Origin of the sequence: Maribacter sp., assembly GCF_039974175.1 — a bacterium.
GTDB lineage: Bacteria > Bacteroidota > Bacteroidia > Flavobacteriales > Flavobacteriaceae > Maribacter_C.
Map to the genome: position 1 here is coordinate 80245 of NZ_JBDWJN010000004.1, position 15024 is coordinate 95268.

Annotated in this window: 19 protein-coding genes and 5 tRNA genes; 23 read left to right on the plus strand and 1 reads right to left on the minus strand. The window is 38.4% G+C overall.

Annotation, left to right across the window (positions count from 1 at the left end; all coding sequences use genetic code 11):
- Positions 1 to 4: 4 nt before the first annotated feature.
- The gene (locus ABJN95_RS05345) at positions 5 to 622 is read left to right on the plus strand and encodes a thioredoxin family protein (RefSeq protein WP_348369027.1); all 618 of its coding nucleotides are present in this window, start codon (positions 5 to 7) and stop codon (positions 620 to 622) included.
- A gap of 84 nt (positions 623 to 706) precedes the next feature.
- On the plus strand, positions 707 to 1018 hold the full coding sequence (locus tag ABJN95_RS05350) for a rhodanese-like domain-containing protein (protein WP_348369029.1): 312 nt from the start codon (positions 707 to 709) through the stop codon (positions 1016 to 1018).
- Here the strand turns inward: ABJN95_RS05350 and ABJN95_RS05355 are convergent.
- Positions 987 to 1868, minus strand: a complete 882-nt coding sequence (locus ABJN95_RS05355; RefSeq protein WP_348369030.1) for a redoxin domain-containing protein — start codon at positions 1866 to 1868, stop codon at positions 987 to 989. The genes ABJN95_RS05350 and ABJN95_RS05355 overlap by 32 nt on opposite strands.
- Positions 1869 to 1931: 63 nt before the next feature.
- On the opposite strand from ABJN95_RS05355, the gene ABJN95_RS05360 reads away from it, so the two are divergent.
- The 21 genes from ABJN95_RS05360 (at position 1932) to rplL (ending at position 14949) form a co-directional block, all read left to right on the plus strand.
- Entirely contained in the window at positions 1932 to 3215 is a 1284-nt protein-coding gene (locus ABJN95_RS05360; protein WP_348369032.1) for a DUF2851 family protein, read from the plus strand.
- A 9-nt stretch (positions 3216 to 3224) separates the two neighbouring features.
- On the plus strand, positions 3225 to 3452 hold the full coding sequence (locus ABJN95_RS05365; protein WP_348369034.1) for a PspC domain-containing protein: 228 nt from the start codon (positions 3225 to 3227) through the stop codon (positions 3450 to 3452).
- Positions 3453 to 3454: 2 nt separating this feature from the next.
- Positions 3455 to 4462 carry a potassium channel protein gene (locus tag ABJN95_RS05370; RefSeq protein ID WP_348369036.1) on the plus strand — a complete coding sequence of 336 codons (1008 nt, stop codon included), beginning with the start codon at positions 3455 to 3457 and terminating at the stop codon, positions 4460 to 4462.
- An 88-nt stretch (positions 4463 to 4550) separates the two neighbouring features.
- The gene (locus ABJN95_RS05375) at positions 4551 to 6158 is read left to right on the plus strand and encodes an alanine/glycine:cation symporter family protein (RefSeq protein ID WP_348369038.1); all 1608 of its coding nucleotides are present in this window, start codon (positions 4551 to 4553) and stop codon (positions 6156 to 6158) included.
- 10 nt (positions 6159 to 6168) lie between these two features.
- Complete coding sequence (locus ABJN95_RS05380; RefSeq protein WP_348369040.1) at positions 6169 to 7041, plus strand: helix-hairpin-helix domain-containing protein; 873 nt, start codon at positions 6169 to 6171, stop codon at positions 7039 to 7041.
- Between the two features lie 10 nt (positions 7042 to 7051).
- On the plus strand, positions 7052 to 8221 hold the full coding sequence (locus ABJN95_RS05385) for an acyl-CoA dehydrogenase family protein (RefSeq protein WP_348369042.1): 1170 nt from the start codon (positions 7052 to 7054) through the stop codon (positions 8219 to 8221).
- Between the two features lie 113 nt (positions 8222 to 8334).
- Complete coding sequence (rpsU, locus tag ABJN95_RS05390) at positions 8335 to 8529, plus strand: 30S ribosomal protein S21 (protein ID WP_138658915.1); 195 nt, start codon at positions 8335 to 8337, stop codon at positions 8527 to 8529.
- Between the two features lie 91 nt (positions 8530 to 8620).
- Positions 8621 to 9514 carry a tyrosine-type recombinase/integrase gene (locus ABJN95_RS05395; protein WP_348369044.1) on the plus strand — a complete coding sequence of 298 codons (894 nt, stop codon included), beginning with the start codon at positions 8621 to 8623 and terminating at the stop codon, positions 9512 to 9514.
- A 44-nt stretch (positions 9515 to 9558) separates the two neighbouring features.
- Entirely contained in the window at positions 9559 to 9861 is a 303-nt protein-coding gene (raiA, locus tag ABJN95_RS05400) for a ribosome-associated translation inhibitor RaiA (RefSeq protein WP_348369046.1), read from the plus strand.
- Between the two features lie 99 nt (positions 9862 to 9960).
- Positions 9961 to 10034 (plus strand) — tRNA-Thr (locus ABJN95_RS05405).
- 45 nt (positions 10035 to 10079) lie between these two features.
- Positions 10080 to 10161 (plus strand) — tRNA-Tyr (locus tag ABJN95_RS05410).
- Positions 10162 to 10205: 44 nt separating this feature from the next.
- Positions 10206 to 10278 (plus strand) — tRNA-Gly (locus ABJN95_RS05415).
- Between the two features lie 198 nt (positions 10279 to 10476).
- A tRNA-Thr gene (locus tag ABJN95_RS05420) sits at positions 10477 to 10548 on the plus strand.
- 59 nt (positions 10549 to 10607) lie between these two features.
- Positions 10608 to 11795: an elongation factor Tu gene (tuf, locus tag ABJN95_RS05425; RefSeq protein WP_348369048.1), complete on the plus strand. Its 1188-nt coding sequence runs from the start codon at positions 10608 to 10610 to the stop codon at positions 11793 to 11795.
- Between the two features lie 66 nt (positions 11796 to 11861).
- A tRNA-Trp gene (locus ABJN95_RS05430) sits at positions 11862 to 11934 on the plus strand.
- 73 nt (positions 11935 to 12007) lie between these two features.
- The gene (secE, locus tag ABJN95_RS05435; RefSeq protein ID WP_348369050.1) at positions 12008 to 12196 is read left to right on the plus strand and encodes a preprotein translocase subunit SecE; all 189 of its coding nucleotides are present in this window, start codon (positions 12008 to 12010) and stop codon (positions 12194 to 12196) included.
- Positions 12197 to 12207: 11 nt separating this feature from the next.
- Complete coding sequence (gene nusG / locus ABJN95_RS05440; RefSeq protein ID WP_138658910.1) at positions 12208 to 12759, plus strand: transcription termination/antitermination protein NusG; 552 nt, start codon at positions 12208 to 12210, stop codon at positions 12757 to 12759.
- A gap of 67 nt (positions 12760 to 12826) precedes the next feature.
- Positions 12827 to 13264, plus strand: coding sequence for a 50S ribosomal protein L11 (rplK, locus tag ABJN95_RS05445; protein ID WP_138658909.1), 438 nt, complete (start codon positions 12827 to 12829; stop codon positions 13262 to 13264).
- Positions 13265 to 13284: 20 nt separating this feature from the next.
- Entirely contained in the window at positions 13285 to 13974 is a 690-nt protein-coding gene (rplA, locus tag ABJN95_RS05450) for a 50S ribosomal protein L1 (RefSeq protein WP_348369053.1), read from the plus strand.
- Between the two features lie 25 nt (positions 13975 to 13999).
- Complete coding sequence (rplJ, locus tag ABJN95_RS05455; protein WP_348369055.1) at positions 14000 to 14518, plus strand: 50S ribosomal protein L10; 519 nt, start codon at positions 14000 to 14002, stop codon at positions 14516 to 14518.
- Between the two features lie 50 nt (positions 14519 to 14568).
- Entirely contained in the window at positions 14569 to 14949 is a 381-nt protein-coding gene (gene rplL, locus ABJN95_RS05460) for a 50S ribosomal protein L7/L12 (protein WP_348369057.1), read from the plus strand.
- The last annotated feature ends 75 nt before the right edge of the window (positions 14950 to 15024 follow it).

A 15024-nucleotide genomic window follows, 5' to 3' on the forward strand; every position in this document is an offset into this window, starting at 1 on the left:
GAATATGAAAACAAAAATGAATTTTGCACTTGTGGCATTGGTTGTTTTTAGCAGTGTTTTCAGCTACAACTTTATGCCTTTGAATGAAGGTTATAGCATTGGTGACTATGCCACTGATTTTAAATTGAAGAACATAGATGGGCAAATGGTTTCGCTCTCTGATTATAAAAATGCGAAAGGTTTCTTAATTATTTTTACCTGTAATAGTTGTCCGTATGCAGTGGCTTATGAAGACAGAATCATCGCTATAGATAAAAGGTACAGCCGACTAGGAGTTCCTGTTATTGCTATTAACCCCAATAATCCCGAGTTACAACCTAAGGATAGTTATGATCTTATGAAAGTTCGTGCTAAAGAAAAGGGGTTTACCTTTCCATATTTGTTAGATGAAAAACAAGAAATTTACCCCCAATATGGTGCTACAAGAACCCCTCATGTTTTTCTTTTGGAAAAAACAGACAATGGCAATCGAGTAAAATATATCGGCACAATCGACGATAATTATGCCGATGAGACTGGTGTTGAGGAAAAATTTGTTGAAAATGCCGTCGATGCCATGTTAAATGGGCAACCAATTCAAGTTGAAACCACAAGAGCGATAGGCTGCTCGATCAAAGCGTAACTGATAAAAAGAACTTAAGCATAAAAAATCCGTAGTATTCACTTCGGATTTTTACATTTGTACTTCTATTAAAAAAGAATTTATATGGCAGATTTATCACAAGAGGAATGGGCAGGGCAACTGCAAAATGACACTAATGCCTTTGTTTTAGATGTTCGTACGGCTGAGGAAGTGGAGGAGGGTTATATTCCTAATTCCACCAATATTGATATTTACTTGGGACAGGGCTTTCTAGACGAGCTTGAAAACTTAGATAAAGACAAGAACTATTACGTCTACTGTAGAAGCGGAAACCGAAGCGGGCAGGCTTGCGCTATCATGAATAGCATTGGCATTGAAAATGCTTTTAATTTGGAAGGTGGTTTTATGAATTGGGAAGGTGAGGTTGCCGAATAGTTTGCCTAATGATTTTCAGAAATACATCAGGTTCTGGTCGTATACGATAGTTGTCTGTAAGGTCAGCGAAAATAATTTTACCCTTTTCGTCTGTAATCACCACTGTTGGCATTACCGTATCACTATCATAGCCCAATACTTGAAATCCGGCAGGTATTCCATTTTCTGCAAAAATACCTAATTGTTTTGCTGCCTTATTTTTGCGATCTACTAAGAAATGGAAATTGAGTCTGAACTTGAGCGAGAGTTTCTCTGTTTGCTTGTGTGGTTGTGGGCTGATTAAAACCGTATGTACACCTAATTTTTCTAAGGTGGTGTAATGCCCGGCAATTTCTTTAATCTGAGCCATGCAAAGTGGGCACCAGTTTCCTCTGAAAAAAATATAAATGCTTGGATTTCCAAGAAATGAGGCAGTTGAAATCTGTTCTTTCTTAGCATTTTCTAGCTGCAATTCTTTCAGCTGATTACCCACTTTCAAAACTTCGTTGGTTCTATCTGCAAATAACGAATACCAACTCAAATAAAAGATCCAGCCAATTCCTAGTATGAGTGCTGGCATAATTTCTGCAGGATGTGTCTTTTCTAGAAATAGGGCTACGAGGCAAATTAACATTCCGAAAGCTATTCCGATAGAATGCAATTTCAACTTTGCATCGGTTCTTGCTCTCGGCCTTATAAATAGGCCAGCAAAGAGAACAACTATGATGGTTGAGACCATAAGCATTCCTAGCAGCACCAAAGAAAAACCATGCTCAAAAATTTGAAATATTCCATACATTAGAAGCCATACTGCCGCCAAAGGAAAAACGGAAATGAATAAGGAGCGCAAAATACTTTCGGCGGATGTCATAGTGGTGATGTTACCTTAAAAAAAATAGACTTTTATTACATTTATGTTCCAACAAGACCTATAATGCGCGAAGACCTGCTTCACTTCATTTGGAAATATAAAAAGTTGCAACTTGTCGATTTGCATACTTCTAAGAATGAATCGGTCGCAATTTTCGATGCAGGTTTACACAACCACCTGGCAGGTCCTGACTTTTTTAATGCAAAGCTCAGTATTGGTAGGCAACTATGGGCGGGAAATGTCGAAATACATGTCAAATCCTCTGACTGGTATGCTCATCAACACGATGAAGATGATCGTTATGATAATGTCATTTTACATGTAGTTTGGAGCGATGATGCATCGGTTTTTCGAAAAGACGGTTCTCTAATTCCAACGCTGGAGCTTAAAAATTATATTCCGAAAGAGTTGTTGGTAAGATATCAGAATCTGTTTGATAAAAAACAAAAAACCTTCATCAACTGTGAAAAGGACGTCGCCCAAGTAGATACATTCCTCTTTCAAAACTGGTTAGAGCGATTGTACTTTGAACGTTTGGAACGTAAATCGGAGTTCGTAGCATCACTATTAATGGCTTCAAAAAATGATTGGGAACAGGTTTTATTCTCCTTACTACTAAAGAACTTCGGACTTCAAATCAATGGAGAGTCCTTTTTAAGCTTATCACATGCTTTGGATTTATCGATCATACGAAAACTACAATTCAATATTTCGCAATTAGAAAGTGTTTTCTTTGGCCTGACGCATTTGCTGGAAGATAAATCAATCTTGGATTCTTATTATGTTCAACTGCAAAATGAATATCACTACTTAAGGTACAAATTCGACTTAAATGCTGTGGGTGTAATAAAGCCTGAATTCTTTAAAGTTCGTCCGCCGAACTTTCCGACCATCAGACTTTCTCAATTGGCTAATTTGTATGCAATACATCAAAACCTGTTTGACAAGATTATAAATAGTAATACCCTAAAAGAATTATATGCTCTTTTTGATGTTTCGGCAAGTGCGTATTGGAATGATCACTTTACTTTCGGAAAAACTGCAGAGAAAAGCACTAAAAAGTTAAGCAAGAAATTTATTGATTTGTTGATAATCAATTCCATTCTTCCCTTGAAATTTTGTTATTCGCGGCAACTTGGAAAAGATGCCAACGAAGATATTATCAAGATTATAGCGGAGATAAAAACGGAAAATAATTCGATTATTTCTAATTTCAAAACGCAAGGAGTGCTTGCGGAAAATGCAAAAGATAGTCAGGCTATTCTTGAGTTATACAATGAATACTGTACAAAGCATAAATGCTTGCATTGTGCAGTAGGTAATGCGTTATTACATGGAAATGATTAATTTTAGAATGTGAATTGGTTCTACACCATATTATACTATTTTCAAAAGCGCGGCTTCGAAGTATGTCGACGAATTGCTGAGCGCTTAGGTATTCGAGCCCGTGTGGTGAGAACATCATTTATTTATCTTACGTTTGTAACCGTCGGCTTTGGCTTTGCGCTATATTTGTTTTTGGCGTTTTGGCTAAAAATCAAAGATCTTGTCTATACGAAAAGAACTTCCGTTTTTGACCTTTAAATATGATTAAACTTTCCCGGTCTAAAATTTACCTTGCCATATCATTGCTACATGCCGTAGTGCTAATTGGGGTTTTAGGGTATCGATTTATCGCAGGTTATACCTGGACCGATGCGCTTTACATGACAGTAATTACTATGGCCACCGTGGGCTTCAAGGAAGTACATCCATTAGACGATACGGCCAAGATTTTTACCGTACTTTTAATTTTAGCAAGTGTATTTATACTTGGTTTTGCCATAGCAGTGCTAACTGAATATCTTCTAGGAAGAAATTCCCTTCAACTTTTAAAAAAGAAAAAAGTGAAAAACAAGATCAAAAGTTTATCCAACCATGTTGTAGTTTGCGGTTACGGACGAAACGGTATGCAGGCCGCCGATCGCTTGAATGCCTATAATAAACCTTTTGTGGTCATCGAGAAAAACAAAGCGGTTGTTGAAAAATATGAAAATGACATATGGTTTATTGAAGGTGATGCAAGCGACGATGCTGTATTAAATGAAGCAGGTATTTCAAAAGCGCAATATCTTATTACCGCAATGCCCGATGATGCGGCCAATTTGTTCGTTGTACTTTCTGCGAGACAATTGAATCAAAAGCTTTTTATTATAAGTAGAGCTTCCCTAGCAACGTCACAGAAGAAACTATTCTTAGCCGGTGCAAATAAAGTGATCATGCCTGATAAAATTGGGGGAGATCATATGGCCTCTTTGGTTGTAATGCCTGACTTAATCACTTTTATGGATAAGCTGTCGATAGAAGGCGAACATACCACAAATTTAGAAGAGGTTGCTATCGAAGATTTTGCCGACCAAGTGGATTGTAACTCCCTTAGAGATTTAGATTTAAGACGTAAAACGGGTTGTACTATTATAGGGTATATTGCACCCGATGGAGACTACATTATTAATCCGGATGCCGATTTACAGTTACAACCTAAAAGCAAAGTAATTGTCTTAGGTAAACCCGAACAAATTCGAAAACTAAATGAGATGTTTCATATTGACTAAGTTAATTTAACAATATTGCTTGATTGTGTTGCTTATTTTTATGATATTGCCTTCCAACGAACTTTAAACTAAAACCAAAACTCGAATTATGAAGTATAGACTTCTTACGCTTTTTACATTGTTTTTACCTTTTTTAAGTACGGCACAAGAAACCTCAGCCATGGGGCTCGATGAAAGAATCAATGCTTGGTTTGAGCCCATAACTGCAGTTTGGGAAGGAATTGTTTTTTGGCAGGTACCAGGTACGGGCATTCCTTTAGTTGTTATTATACTGGTGCTAGGAGCTACTTTTTTCACCTTGTATTTTGGATTTATAAACATTCGAAAATTTCCTTTGGCGATTAACGTTGTCCGTGGAAAGTATGATGATGTGGAGGCTCCTGAAGGTCATGGTGTCGAGAAGGCGGAAGTAAACATTGTAGATGGTGATTTACCTGATACAATTCGTGATGAAAGTGAAGAAGGCGAAGTAAGTCATTTTCAGGCATTGGCTACTGCAGTATCAGGTACTGTAGGTTTAGGTAATATTGCTGGGGTGGCTTTGGCAATTGCCATTGGTGGTCCTGGAGCCACCTTTTGGATGATTCTATGTGGATTATTAAGCATGTCGACCAAGTTTGTGGAATGTACTTTGGGTGTCCAATATAGAGATGTTGGTGAAGATGGTACGGTCTATGGTGGTCCAATGTATTATCTTTCAAGAGGTTTAAAGGAAAGAGGTTTCACAGGTCTTGGTAAAGTCTTAGCTGTGATTTTTGCCGTTCTTTGTGTAGGTGCTTCTTTCGGTGGCGGTAATGCCGTACAGTCTAACCAAGCTGCAGAACAATTGATTGGTATGATGGGCTTACAGGGTGGTTCTTCAGGCTTTATTATCGGCATTGTTTTGGCAATCGTAGTTGGTATAGTAATCATAGGAGGTATCAAAAGAATTGCTCAGGTAACTGAGAAAATAGTTCCGTTCATGGCTGTTATTTATGCAATAGCTTGTTTGATAGTAATTTTCGCAAACTTCTCATATATCGATGATGCTTTTGGACTTATTTTTAAAGGTGCTTTCACTCCCGAAGCAGGTTTAGGTGGATTATTTGGCGTGTTGATTGTAGGATTCCGAAGAGCAGTTTTCTCTAATGAGGCTGGTGCTGGTTCAGCGGCAATTGCACATTCAGCAGTAAAAACCAAGTATTCTGCTTCTGAAGGAATCGTCGCGCTGCTGGAGCCGTTTATTGATACGGTAGTTATTTGTACGATGACAGCGCTAGTAATTATTTTCTATAATAGTGGCGGAGCTTTTGAATATGGCGGTGATGGTGCAGGTCAAGTATTGGTTGATGGTGTTGACGTGGGGGGTGTTACCTTGACATCGATGGCCTTTCAATCCGTAATACCATGGTTTCCCTATGTATTGACCTTTGCAGTATTGCTTTTTGCCATTTCGACCATGATTTCTTGGTCGTATTACGGACTTCAATCTTGGAAATATTTATTTGGACGAAGTAAAGCAGCTGACCTTTGTTATAAAGTTTTGTTTATCGCTTTTATCATCATTGGCGCATCTGCATCAATGGGCGCAGTATTCGCATTCTCTGATGCGATGATACTTGCACTAGTGTTCCCAAATATGATAGGTTTGATGATATTATTCCCTGTAGTTAAAAAGGAATTGAATCGTTATTTAGCCGCTATCAAGAAATCGTAAATAAACGCGTTTGAAAAATTTCAAATCCCACTTCAAGTTCAACAAACAAGAACGAAGTGGGATTTTCTTTTTACTCCTTATTATAGTAGTGCTTCAAGTTGGTTCTTTTGTATTTCGATCTCTTCAAACCGAACCATCTGTAAATTCCTTCTCTGCAGATGAAAAAATGCAAGCTAAAATAAAAGTATTGAAAGAAGAGGCTCTAGCGAAGGAATCGCTAAAGATATTTCCTTTTAACCCCAACTTCATAACAGATTTTAAAGGGTATTCTTTAGGGATGTCGGTTGCCGAAATTGATAGGCTTCAAAGTTTTCGCTCAAAAGATAGGTACGTAAACTCACCTAAAGAATTTCAGCGAGTCACTTTGGTATCGGATTCTTTATTGAAGGCAATTGCTCCCTATTTCAAATTCCCGGAATGGACAAAAAGTAAGCCGTACTCCGCTAGTGTAATTCAAGAATCAAAGTCTGCAAAAAGCATATTTGAAGTCAAAGACTTAAATTCAGCGACTGCCGAAGAGCTTAGATCTATAAATGGGATAGGGGAAAAACTGTCTGCGCGCATTATTAAGTTTCGAGATAGACTTGGAGGGTTTTTGGTCGATGAACAATTGGCGGATGTCTATGGCTTAGACTCTGAGGTGGTTCAAAGAACACTAAAACGATTTAAGGTCTTGAAAACTCCTCAAATTGAAAAAATTAATGTAAATACTGCTTCTGTTGAAATGTTAACAAAATTGATATATCTTCAAAGAGATGTAGCCGTAAGTATAGTAAGCTATCGGAATTCGAAAGGAAGTATTGAATCCTTTGAGGAATTGGCAAAAATTGAAAATTTTCCTGCAGAAAAGATTCATAGAATAGCTTTATATTTGTCTCTATAAAAAAATTGCTATGCCCGGAGTGTACTTCACTGAAGAACATCAATTATTTAGAGAAAGCCTTAAAGAATTTTTAAAAAAAGAAGTTTCCCCCCATATCGAACAATGGGAAGAGACAGGTACCATTGATCGTTTTATTTGGGAAAAGTTTGGTGAGATGGGTTACTTCGGTTTGGCCACCCCAGAAGCAGATGGCGGATTGGAGCTTGACTTATTCTATACGGTTATCCTCTTAGAAGAGCTACAAAAGATCAATTCAGGAGGTTTCGCGGCTGCAATTTGGGCCCACGCGTATTTGGCCATGACTCACTTGAATAAAAATGCCAACGAGAAGATTCGAAAAGAATATCTTGAACCCAGTGTTGTAGGAGAAAAAATAGGTTGTTTAGGTGTCAGTGAACCCTTTGGAGGTAGCGACGTTGCCGGTATGCGTACTACTGCAGAAAAAAATGGAGATTCTTATATCTTGAACGGGTCCAAAACGTTTATTACCAATGGTGTATACTGTGACTACATAGTGGTTGCCGCCAAGACAGACCCCTCAGCCGGTAACAAGGGTATAACTATGCTTGTGGTCGATAGAAATAGCAAAGGGGTTTCGGCCAACAAGCTCAATAAGTTGGGTTGGAGAGCCTCTGATACGGCCGAGTTAGCCTTTGATAATGTTGAAGTTCCAGCAAGTAATGTTTTAGGTACAGCTGGCAAAGGCTTTGCCTATATAATGGAGGCCTTTGCACTTGAGCGACTTGTTATGGGCATCAATGCACACGCAAGAGCCGACTACGCATTGGAGTACGCACTTCAATACATGTCTGAACGCGAAACATTCGGTAAAACGATTAATCAATATCAAGCATTACGGCATCGTATTGCTGATTTGTATGCCGATATGGAGATGTGTCGCGAGTACAACTATTCAGTTGCGTTTAAAATGGAGTGCGGTGAATATGTGGTAAAAGAGGCTACAATTTCAAAGTTGCGATCCACTAAGATGGCAGACGAAGTTGCTTACGAATGCTTGCAATTCTTGGGAGGATATGGTTATATAGAAGATTACCCTATGGCGCGCTTGTTGAGAGATAGCCGACTGGGTCCGATTGGAGGGGGTACTTCAGAAATTCTTAGAGAGATTATTGCAAAGATAGTGATCGATAAGAAGGAGTACAAAGCCCCTAAGGGTTAAGCAGCATTTTGATCGAAAATAGTTTTAAGGATATTTATCCGTATTTGGTTGCGAGTTGTAAATTAGTTACTATCTTTGCAGCCTTAATCACTAAAGAAAGGAGGTTGTAGCCCATGTTAATAATACCAATTAAAGAAGGAGAAAACATCGATAGAGCTTTAAAGCGCTTCAAGCGAAAGTTTGATAAAACAGGTACAATGCGTCAGTTGCGCAAGCGGCAAGCATTTACAAAACCTTCAGTAGCTCGCAGAGCTCAGATTCAAAAAGCACAATACATCCAAGGTTTAAGAGATCAAGAAGAAATATAATTTTCTTAAATCTTAGATACTAGATATCGAATCCCGCTTAAGGCGGGATTTTTTTATGCCTCAAAGTGAAACAAAGTAGTAACTTTGATATATGTCTTCACTCCATTCTTTTATTTCCTATCTTTCTTTAGAAAAGAACTACTCGGTTCATACGGTAAAAGCTTACCAAAGAGATATAGAAGAATTTACATCCTTTTGTGTTGAAGAATACGAAATAGCGACAATTGATGATGTAGACTACGCGCTTATTCGTAACTGGATTGTGTCTTTGGTTAACAAATCTATTTCAAATAGGAGCATCAATCGTAAAGTAGCCTCCCTCAAAGCATACTATCGCTTTTTACAGCGAATAGAAAAAATCAGCTCCAATCCTTTGGCAAAGCATAAAGCGCTAAAAACAGCTAAAAAGGTTGAGGTGCCCTTTTCCGAATTGGAAATGAAAAATGCCTTAGAACAAATTGCTTTTGAAAATGACTTTGAAGGGCAACGCGATAGGTTGATGGTAGAGTTATTATACACAACTGGAATTCGAAGAGCCGAGTTAATTAATTTAAGATTGGAAGATGTAGATCTGAATAGCAATACAATTCGGGTCTTGGGAAAAAGAAACAAAGAACGCATTGTACCGCTGTTGTCTTCTACAGCGCAGTTGTTTAGCAGCTATTATAACGAGCGAAAAAACTTAGAGGAGCTCTGCGACCAAAGTTTTGTTTTCTTGTCAAAAGGGGGAGTTAAAATCTATGAAACGCTTGTCTACAGAGTTATAAATCGGTATCTTAGTGAAGTGTCTTCTAAGGTAAAAAAGAGCCCTCATATTTTGAGGCATACCTTTGCAACACATCTCCTTAATAAAGGAGCAGATTTAAATTCGGTAAAAGAATTATTAGGCCATTCTAGTTTAGCGTCAACGCAGGTGTACACCCACAATAGCATCGCTGAATTGAAGAAAGTACATTCGGCCTCACATCCGAGGAGTAAAAAGTAGTTTTTCTCCTTTTTTCTATTTGTTTAACTTTTAAAAAACCATTTATGAAAGTAAACGCTCAATCAGTAAATTTTAATGCAGACATCAAACTTATCGAGTTCGTTCAGAACCGTTTGGATAAGTTGGAAACATTTTATGATAAGGTAATCAGTTCAGACGTTTATCTTAAAGTAGAAAATACGAGTTCGAAAGAGAATAAAATTGCTGAAATTAAATTACATGTACCCAGAGATAAATATGTGATTAAAAAACAATGCAAATCATTTGAAGAAGCCGTTGATTCCGCTTGTAGTTCTTTGGAACGAAAGCTGAAAAAAAGAAAGGAAAAAATGCGTGTTCATACATGATTAAAATTTTCAATAATTTGTTTTGAATAAACAAATAAATCAATACATTTGCAGTCCGTTAGAAATAGCGGACTTTTTTATGCGTAAAAAAGTAAAAAAGCCGATGTAGCTCAGCTGGCTAGAGCAGCTGATTTGTAATCAGCAGGTCGTGGGTTCGAGTCCCTCTATCGGCTCATTTTAAAGGAAAGTTCTTAACAATATTGATAGGTATAAAAGAAGGGGAGATACTCAAGCGGCCAACGAGGGCAGACTGTAAATCTGCTGACTACGTCTTCGCAGGTTCGAATCCTGCTCTCCCCACATCTTTATAATTCAATTGATAATCATGATTATCAATTGAAAACGCGGGAGTAGCTCAGTTGGTAGAGCGTCAGCCTTCCAAGCTGAATGTCGCCGGTTCGAACCCGGTCTCCCGCTCTAAGAACATTCTTTAAAGATTAAGCGTTTGTTTTGGTGCGAACGCTATAATTTTAAAAGAATACAGGGTGAGAAGCCTGTGTCGAGTAGAGTTGAAGTAAATTTGACTCCTGCTCAAAATTGACTGTATTGTCTTTCCTGCGAAGGCAGGAATCTCTTCCTTAAAATTTTAGGGAATGAAGATGCTAAACACTTTACGCCGACGTAGCTCAGGGGTAGAGCGTTTCCTTGGTAAGGAAGAGGTCACGGGTTCAATTCCCGTCGTTGGCTCAATAGTTGAATATTTTGTACACACACTAATATAAACATAAGATTAAAATTCATTAAAAATGGCAAAGGAAACTTTTGATCGTTCCAAACCGCACTTAAATATTGGTACAATTGGACATGTCGATCACGGAAAAACTACATTGACTGCAGCTATTACTGAAGTATTGGCAAACGCAGGGCTTTCTGAAAAGAGAAGCTTCGATTCTATCGATAACGCTCCTGAGGAAAAAGAAAGAGGTATTACTATCAATACATCGCACGTTGAGTACCAAACTGCTAACCGTCACTATGCGCACGTTGACTGTCCTGGTCACGCGGATTACGTAAAGAACATGGTTACAGGTGCTGCTCAAATGGACGGAGCGATTTTAGTGGTTGCTGCTACAGACGGACCAATGCCACAAACTCGTGAGCACATCCTTTTAGGTCGCCAAGTTGGTATTCCTAGAATTGTTGTTTTCATGAACAAAGTTGACATGGTTGATGACGAGGAGCTATTAGAGCTTGTTGAAATGGAAATCAGAGAATTGCTTTCTTTCTACGAGTATGATGGTGATAATGGACCTGTAGTTGCTGGTTCTGCTTTGGGCGCACTTAATGGTGAGCAAAAGTGGGTTGATACAGTAATGAAGTTGATGGAAGAGGTTGATGCTTGGATCGAACTTCCTAAAAGAGATGTCGATAAAGATTTCTTAATGCCTGTTGAAGATGTATTTACGATTACTGGTCGTGGTACTGTTGCAACTGGTCGTATTGAAACTGGTGTTGCCAACACAGGCGATGCTGTTGATATCATTGGTATGGGTGCTGAAAAATTATCTTCTACGGTAACTGGTGTTGAGATGTTCCGTAAGATTTTAGATAGAGGTGAAGCTGGAGATAACGTTGGTATCTTATTGAGAGGTATTGAAAAATCTGATATCAAAAGAGGTATGGTAATCTGTAAGCCAGGTTCTGTAAAGCCACACGCTAAATTCGAAGCTGAGGTTTATATCCTTAAAAAAGAAGAGGGTGGTCGTCATACACCATTCCATAACAACTACCGTCCGCAGTTCTACGTAAGAACCACTGATGTTACAGGTACAATAAACCTTCCTTCAGGAGTTGAAATGGTAATGCCTGGGGATAACCTTACAATTACTGTTGATTTATTATCTCCAATTGCTTTGAGCGAAGGTCTTCGTTTTGCGATTCGTGAAGGTGGTAGAACAGTAGGTGCCGGTCAGGTTACTAAGATTTTAGATTAAGATCTTTTAAAGTATTTTTATTAAGGGTGTCCGCCAACTGGCGGATACCTTTAAATGTAAATATAAACGGGTGTAGCTCAGTTGGTAGAGCACTGGTCTCCAAAACCAGGTGTCGGGAGTTCGAGTCTCTCCTCCCGTGCTGAATACTGGGGTGTATGAGACGCAATATGTTTAGTTAAGTGTGTCTAAGCATTCCAAAAAAATAGAGTACTATGTTGACGTATATAAGAGAGTCAGTTGAGGAGCTTAAAAATAATGTTACATTGCCTTCAAGAGCGGAATCATCTAACTTGATGGTGGTTGTAGCTGTTTTCTCTATCCTGTTTGCGCTAGCAACCTGGGGTGTTGATACCGTATTTAGTGAATTGATAAAATTGTATTTCAACAACGTATTAAACTAAGCCAAAGTCTTATGTCAGAAGTATTGGAGAAAAAATGGTACGTGGTTAGAGCAGTGAGTGGCCAAGAAAATAAAATCAAAGGCTATATAGAGAGTGAAGTTTCTCGCCTTGGTTTTTCTGACTATTTAGAAGATGTTTTGGTGCCTACTGAAAAGGTAGTGCAAATAAGAAACGGAAAGAAAATTAACAAGGAAAGGGTTTATTTTCCGGGTTACATAATGATAAAGGCGAATTTGGGTGGTGAAATGATTCACATTATACGCTCAATTACCAACGTAATAGGGTTTTTAGGTGAGACCAAGGGTGGTGATCCAGTTCCTTTACGCAAGTCAGAAGTGAACCGTATGCTTGGTAAAGTAGATGAGTTGGCAGTTAACACAGATAGTGTTGCTATACCATTTGTTTTTGGTGAGACGGTTAAGGTAATTGATGGGCCTTTCAATGGTTTTAATGGAACTGTTGAAAAAATCAACGAAGAAAAGCGCAAACTCGAGGTTATGGTAAAGATTTTCGGAAGAAAAACACCTTTGGAGTTAAGTTATATGCAAGTAGAAAAGATTTAAAGAAATTGTTACATATTTAAAAGTTGTGTTGCTTCCAATTGACACACTTTCAATTTAATTTTAAACAATGGCAAAAGAAGTAGGTAAAGTAGTTAAACTACAAGTTAGGGGAGGTGCAGCGAATCCATCGCCACCGGTTGGACCCGCCTTAGGTGCTGCCGGTGTTAACATCATGGAGTTCTGTAAGCAGTTCAATGCTCGTACGCAGGACAAACCAGGTAAAGTTTTACCAGTTGTTATTACCGTCTATAAAGACAAGTCTTTCGACTTTGTCGTAAAAACACCGCCAGCGGCAGTTCAATTGATGGAAGCAGCTAAGATTAAAAAAGGATCTGGCGAACCTAACCGAGTGAAACTAGGAAGTGTATCCTGGGATCAGATTAAAACTATAGCCGAAGATAAAATGGTAGACCTTAATGCGTTTACTGTAGAATCTGCTATGAGTATGGTTGCCGGTACAGCGCGTTCAATGGGTATGAAGGTAGCTGGAAAACGACCTTTTTAAAATCTTATAAAGCAATTTAAATGGCAAAGTTAACTAAGAATCAAAAAGAAGCTCTGGCTAAGATAGAGAAGGATAAGCTCTATTCTGTAGATGAAGCTTCGGCTTTGATAAAAGAGATAACCAATACAAAATTTGATGCGTCTGTTGATTTGGCGGTTCGCTTGGGAGTAGATCCAAGAAAAGCCAATCAAATGGTCCGTGGAGTAGTTACGCTTCCACACGGAACGGGTAAAGATGTAAAAGTTTTGGCTTTGGTAACCCCAGATAAAGAGGCAGAGGCTACAGAAGCTGGTGCCGATTTTGTTGGGCTACAAGAATATTTGGATAAAATTAAAGGCGGTTGGACCGATGTTGATGTGATCATCACCATGCCAAGCGTTATGGGTAAATTAGGGCCTTTAGGTCGTGTTTTAGGACCAAGAGGTTTAATGCCTAATCCAAAAACTGGAACGGTTACTATGGATGTAGCAAAGGCAGTATCTGATGTTAAATCAGGTAAGATTGATTTCAAAGTAGATAAAACAGGTATTGTTCATACAGCAATAGGTAAAGCGTCTTTCTCGGCAGATAAAATTGCCGGCAACGCAAGAGAATTGCTGGAGACTTTGAATAAATTGAAACCTACCTCGGCAAAAGGTGTTTACATGAAGAGTGTTTTCATGTCAAGTACTATGAGTCCTAGCGTTCAACTAGATCCAAAGACAATTTAATTAACCGTAGTTAAAAGTTATAAATATGACAAGAGAAGAAAAAGCAACGGTTATAGAAGATTTGACTGCGCAATTGGCAGAGAATTCTACCATTTATTTGGCTGACATCTCAGGCCTAGATGCTATGAACACTTCTGATTTAAGAAGAGCTTGTTACAAGGCAAATGTGAAGTTGTCTGTAGTTAAAAATACCTTGCTTGCAAAAGCAATGGAGGCTTCTGATAAAGAGTTTGGTGAACTTCCTGAAGTATTAAAAGGAAATACTTCGTTAATGTTCGCCGAAGTTGGTAATGCTCCTGCTAAATTAATTAAGACTTTTAGAAAGAAGGCTGATAAGCCCCTTCTAAAAGGAGCCTTTGTTGAAGAAGCAGTTTATATTGGTGATGAGAATTTAGATACTTTAGTTAGTATCAAGTCTAAGGAAGAAATGATTGGCGAGATTATTACGTTGTTACAATCTCCTGCTAAGAATGTTATTTCAGGACTTAAATCTGGAGGAAGTAAACTTTCAGGAATTCTAAAAACATTATCAGAAAAAGAATAGTACGCACTAAAAACAATTATATTTTAAAAATTTATTAAACGATAGTAAAAATGGCAGATTTAAAAGATTTCGCAGAACAGTTGGTTAACTTGACCGTAAAAGAGGTTAATGAATTAGCTGATATATTAAAAGATGAGTATGGTATAGAGCCTGCAGCTGCTGCAGTTGCTGTTGCCGCTGGTGGTGCTGCCGCTGGTGGTGGTGAAGCCGCCGAAGAAAAATCAGAATTCGACGTAATATTGACCGCTGCCGGTGGTTCAAAATTAGCTGTTGTTAAGTTGGTTAAAGAATTGACCGGTTTAGGTTTGAAAGATGCTAAAGACATCGTTGACAGTGCGCCGAAAGCCGTTAAGGAAGGCGTTGCTAAAGACGAAGCTGAAGGAATCAAAAAATCTTTAGAAGAAGCAGGAGCGGAAGTTGAGCTTAAATAAGAGCAACAACATATAGCACTTTTGGTTTAGGTCTTTCCACGCTTCTGCGAGGTCAGACCTAAACCCATTTTATAC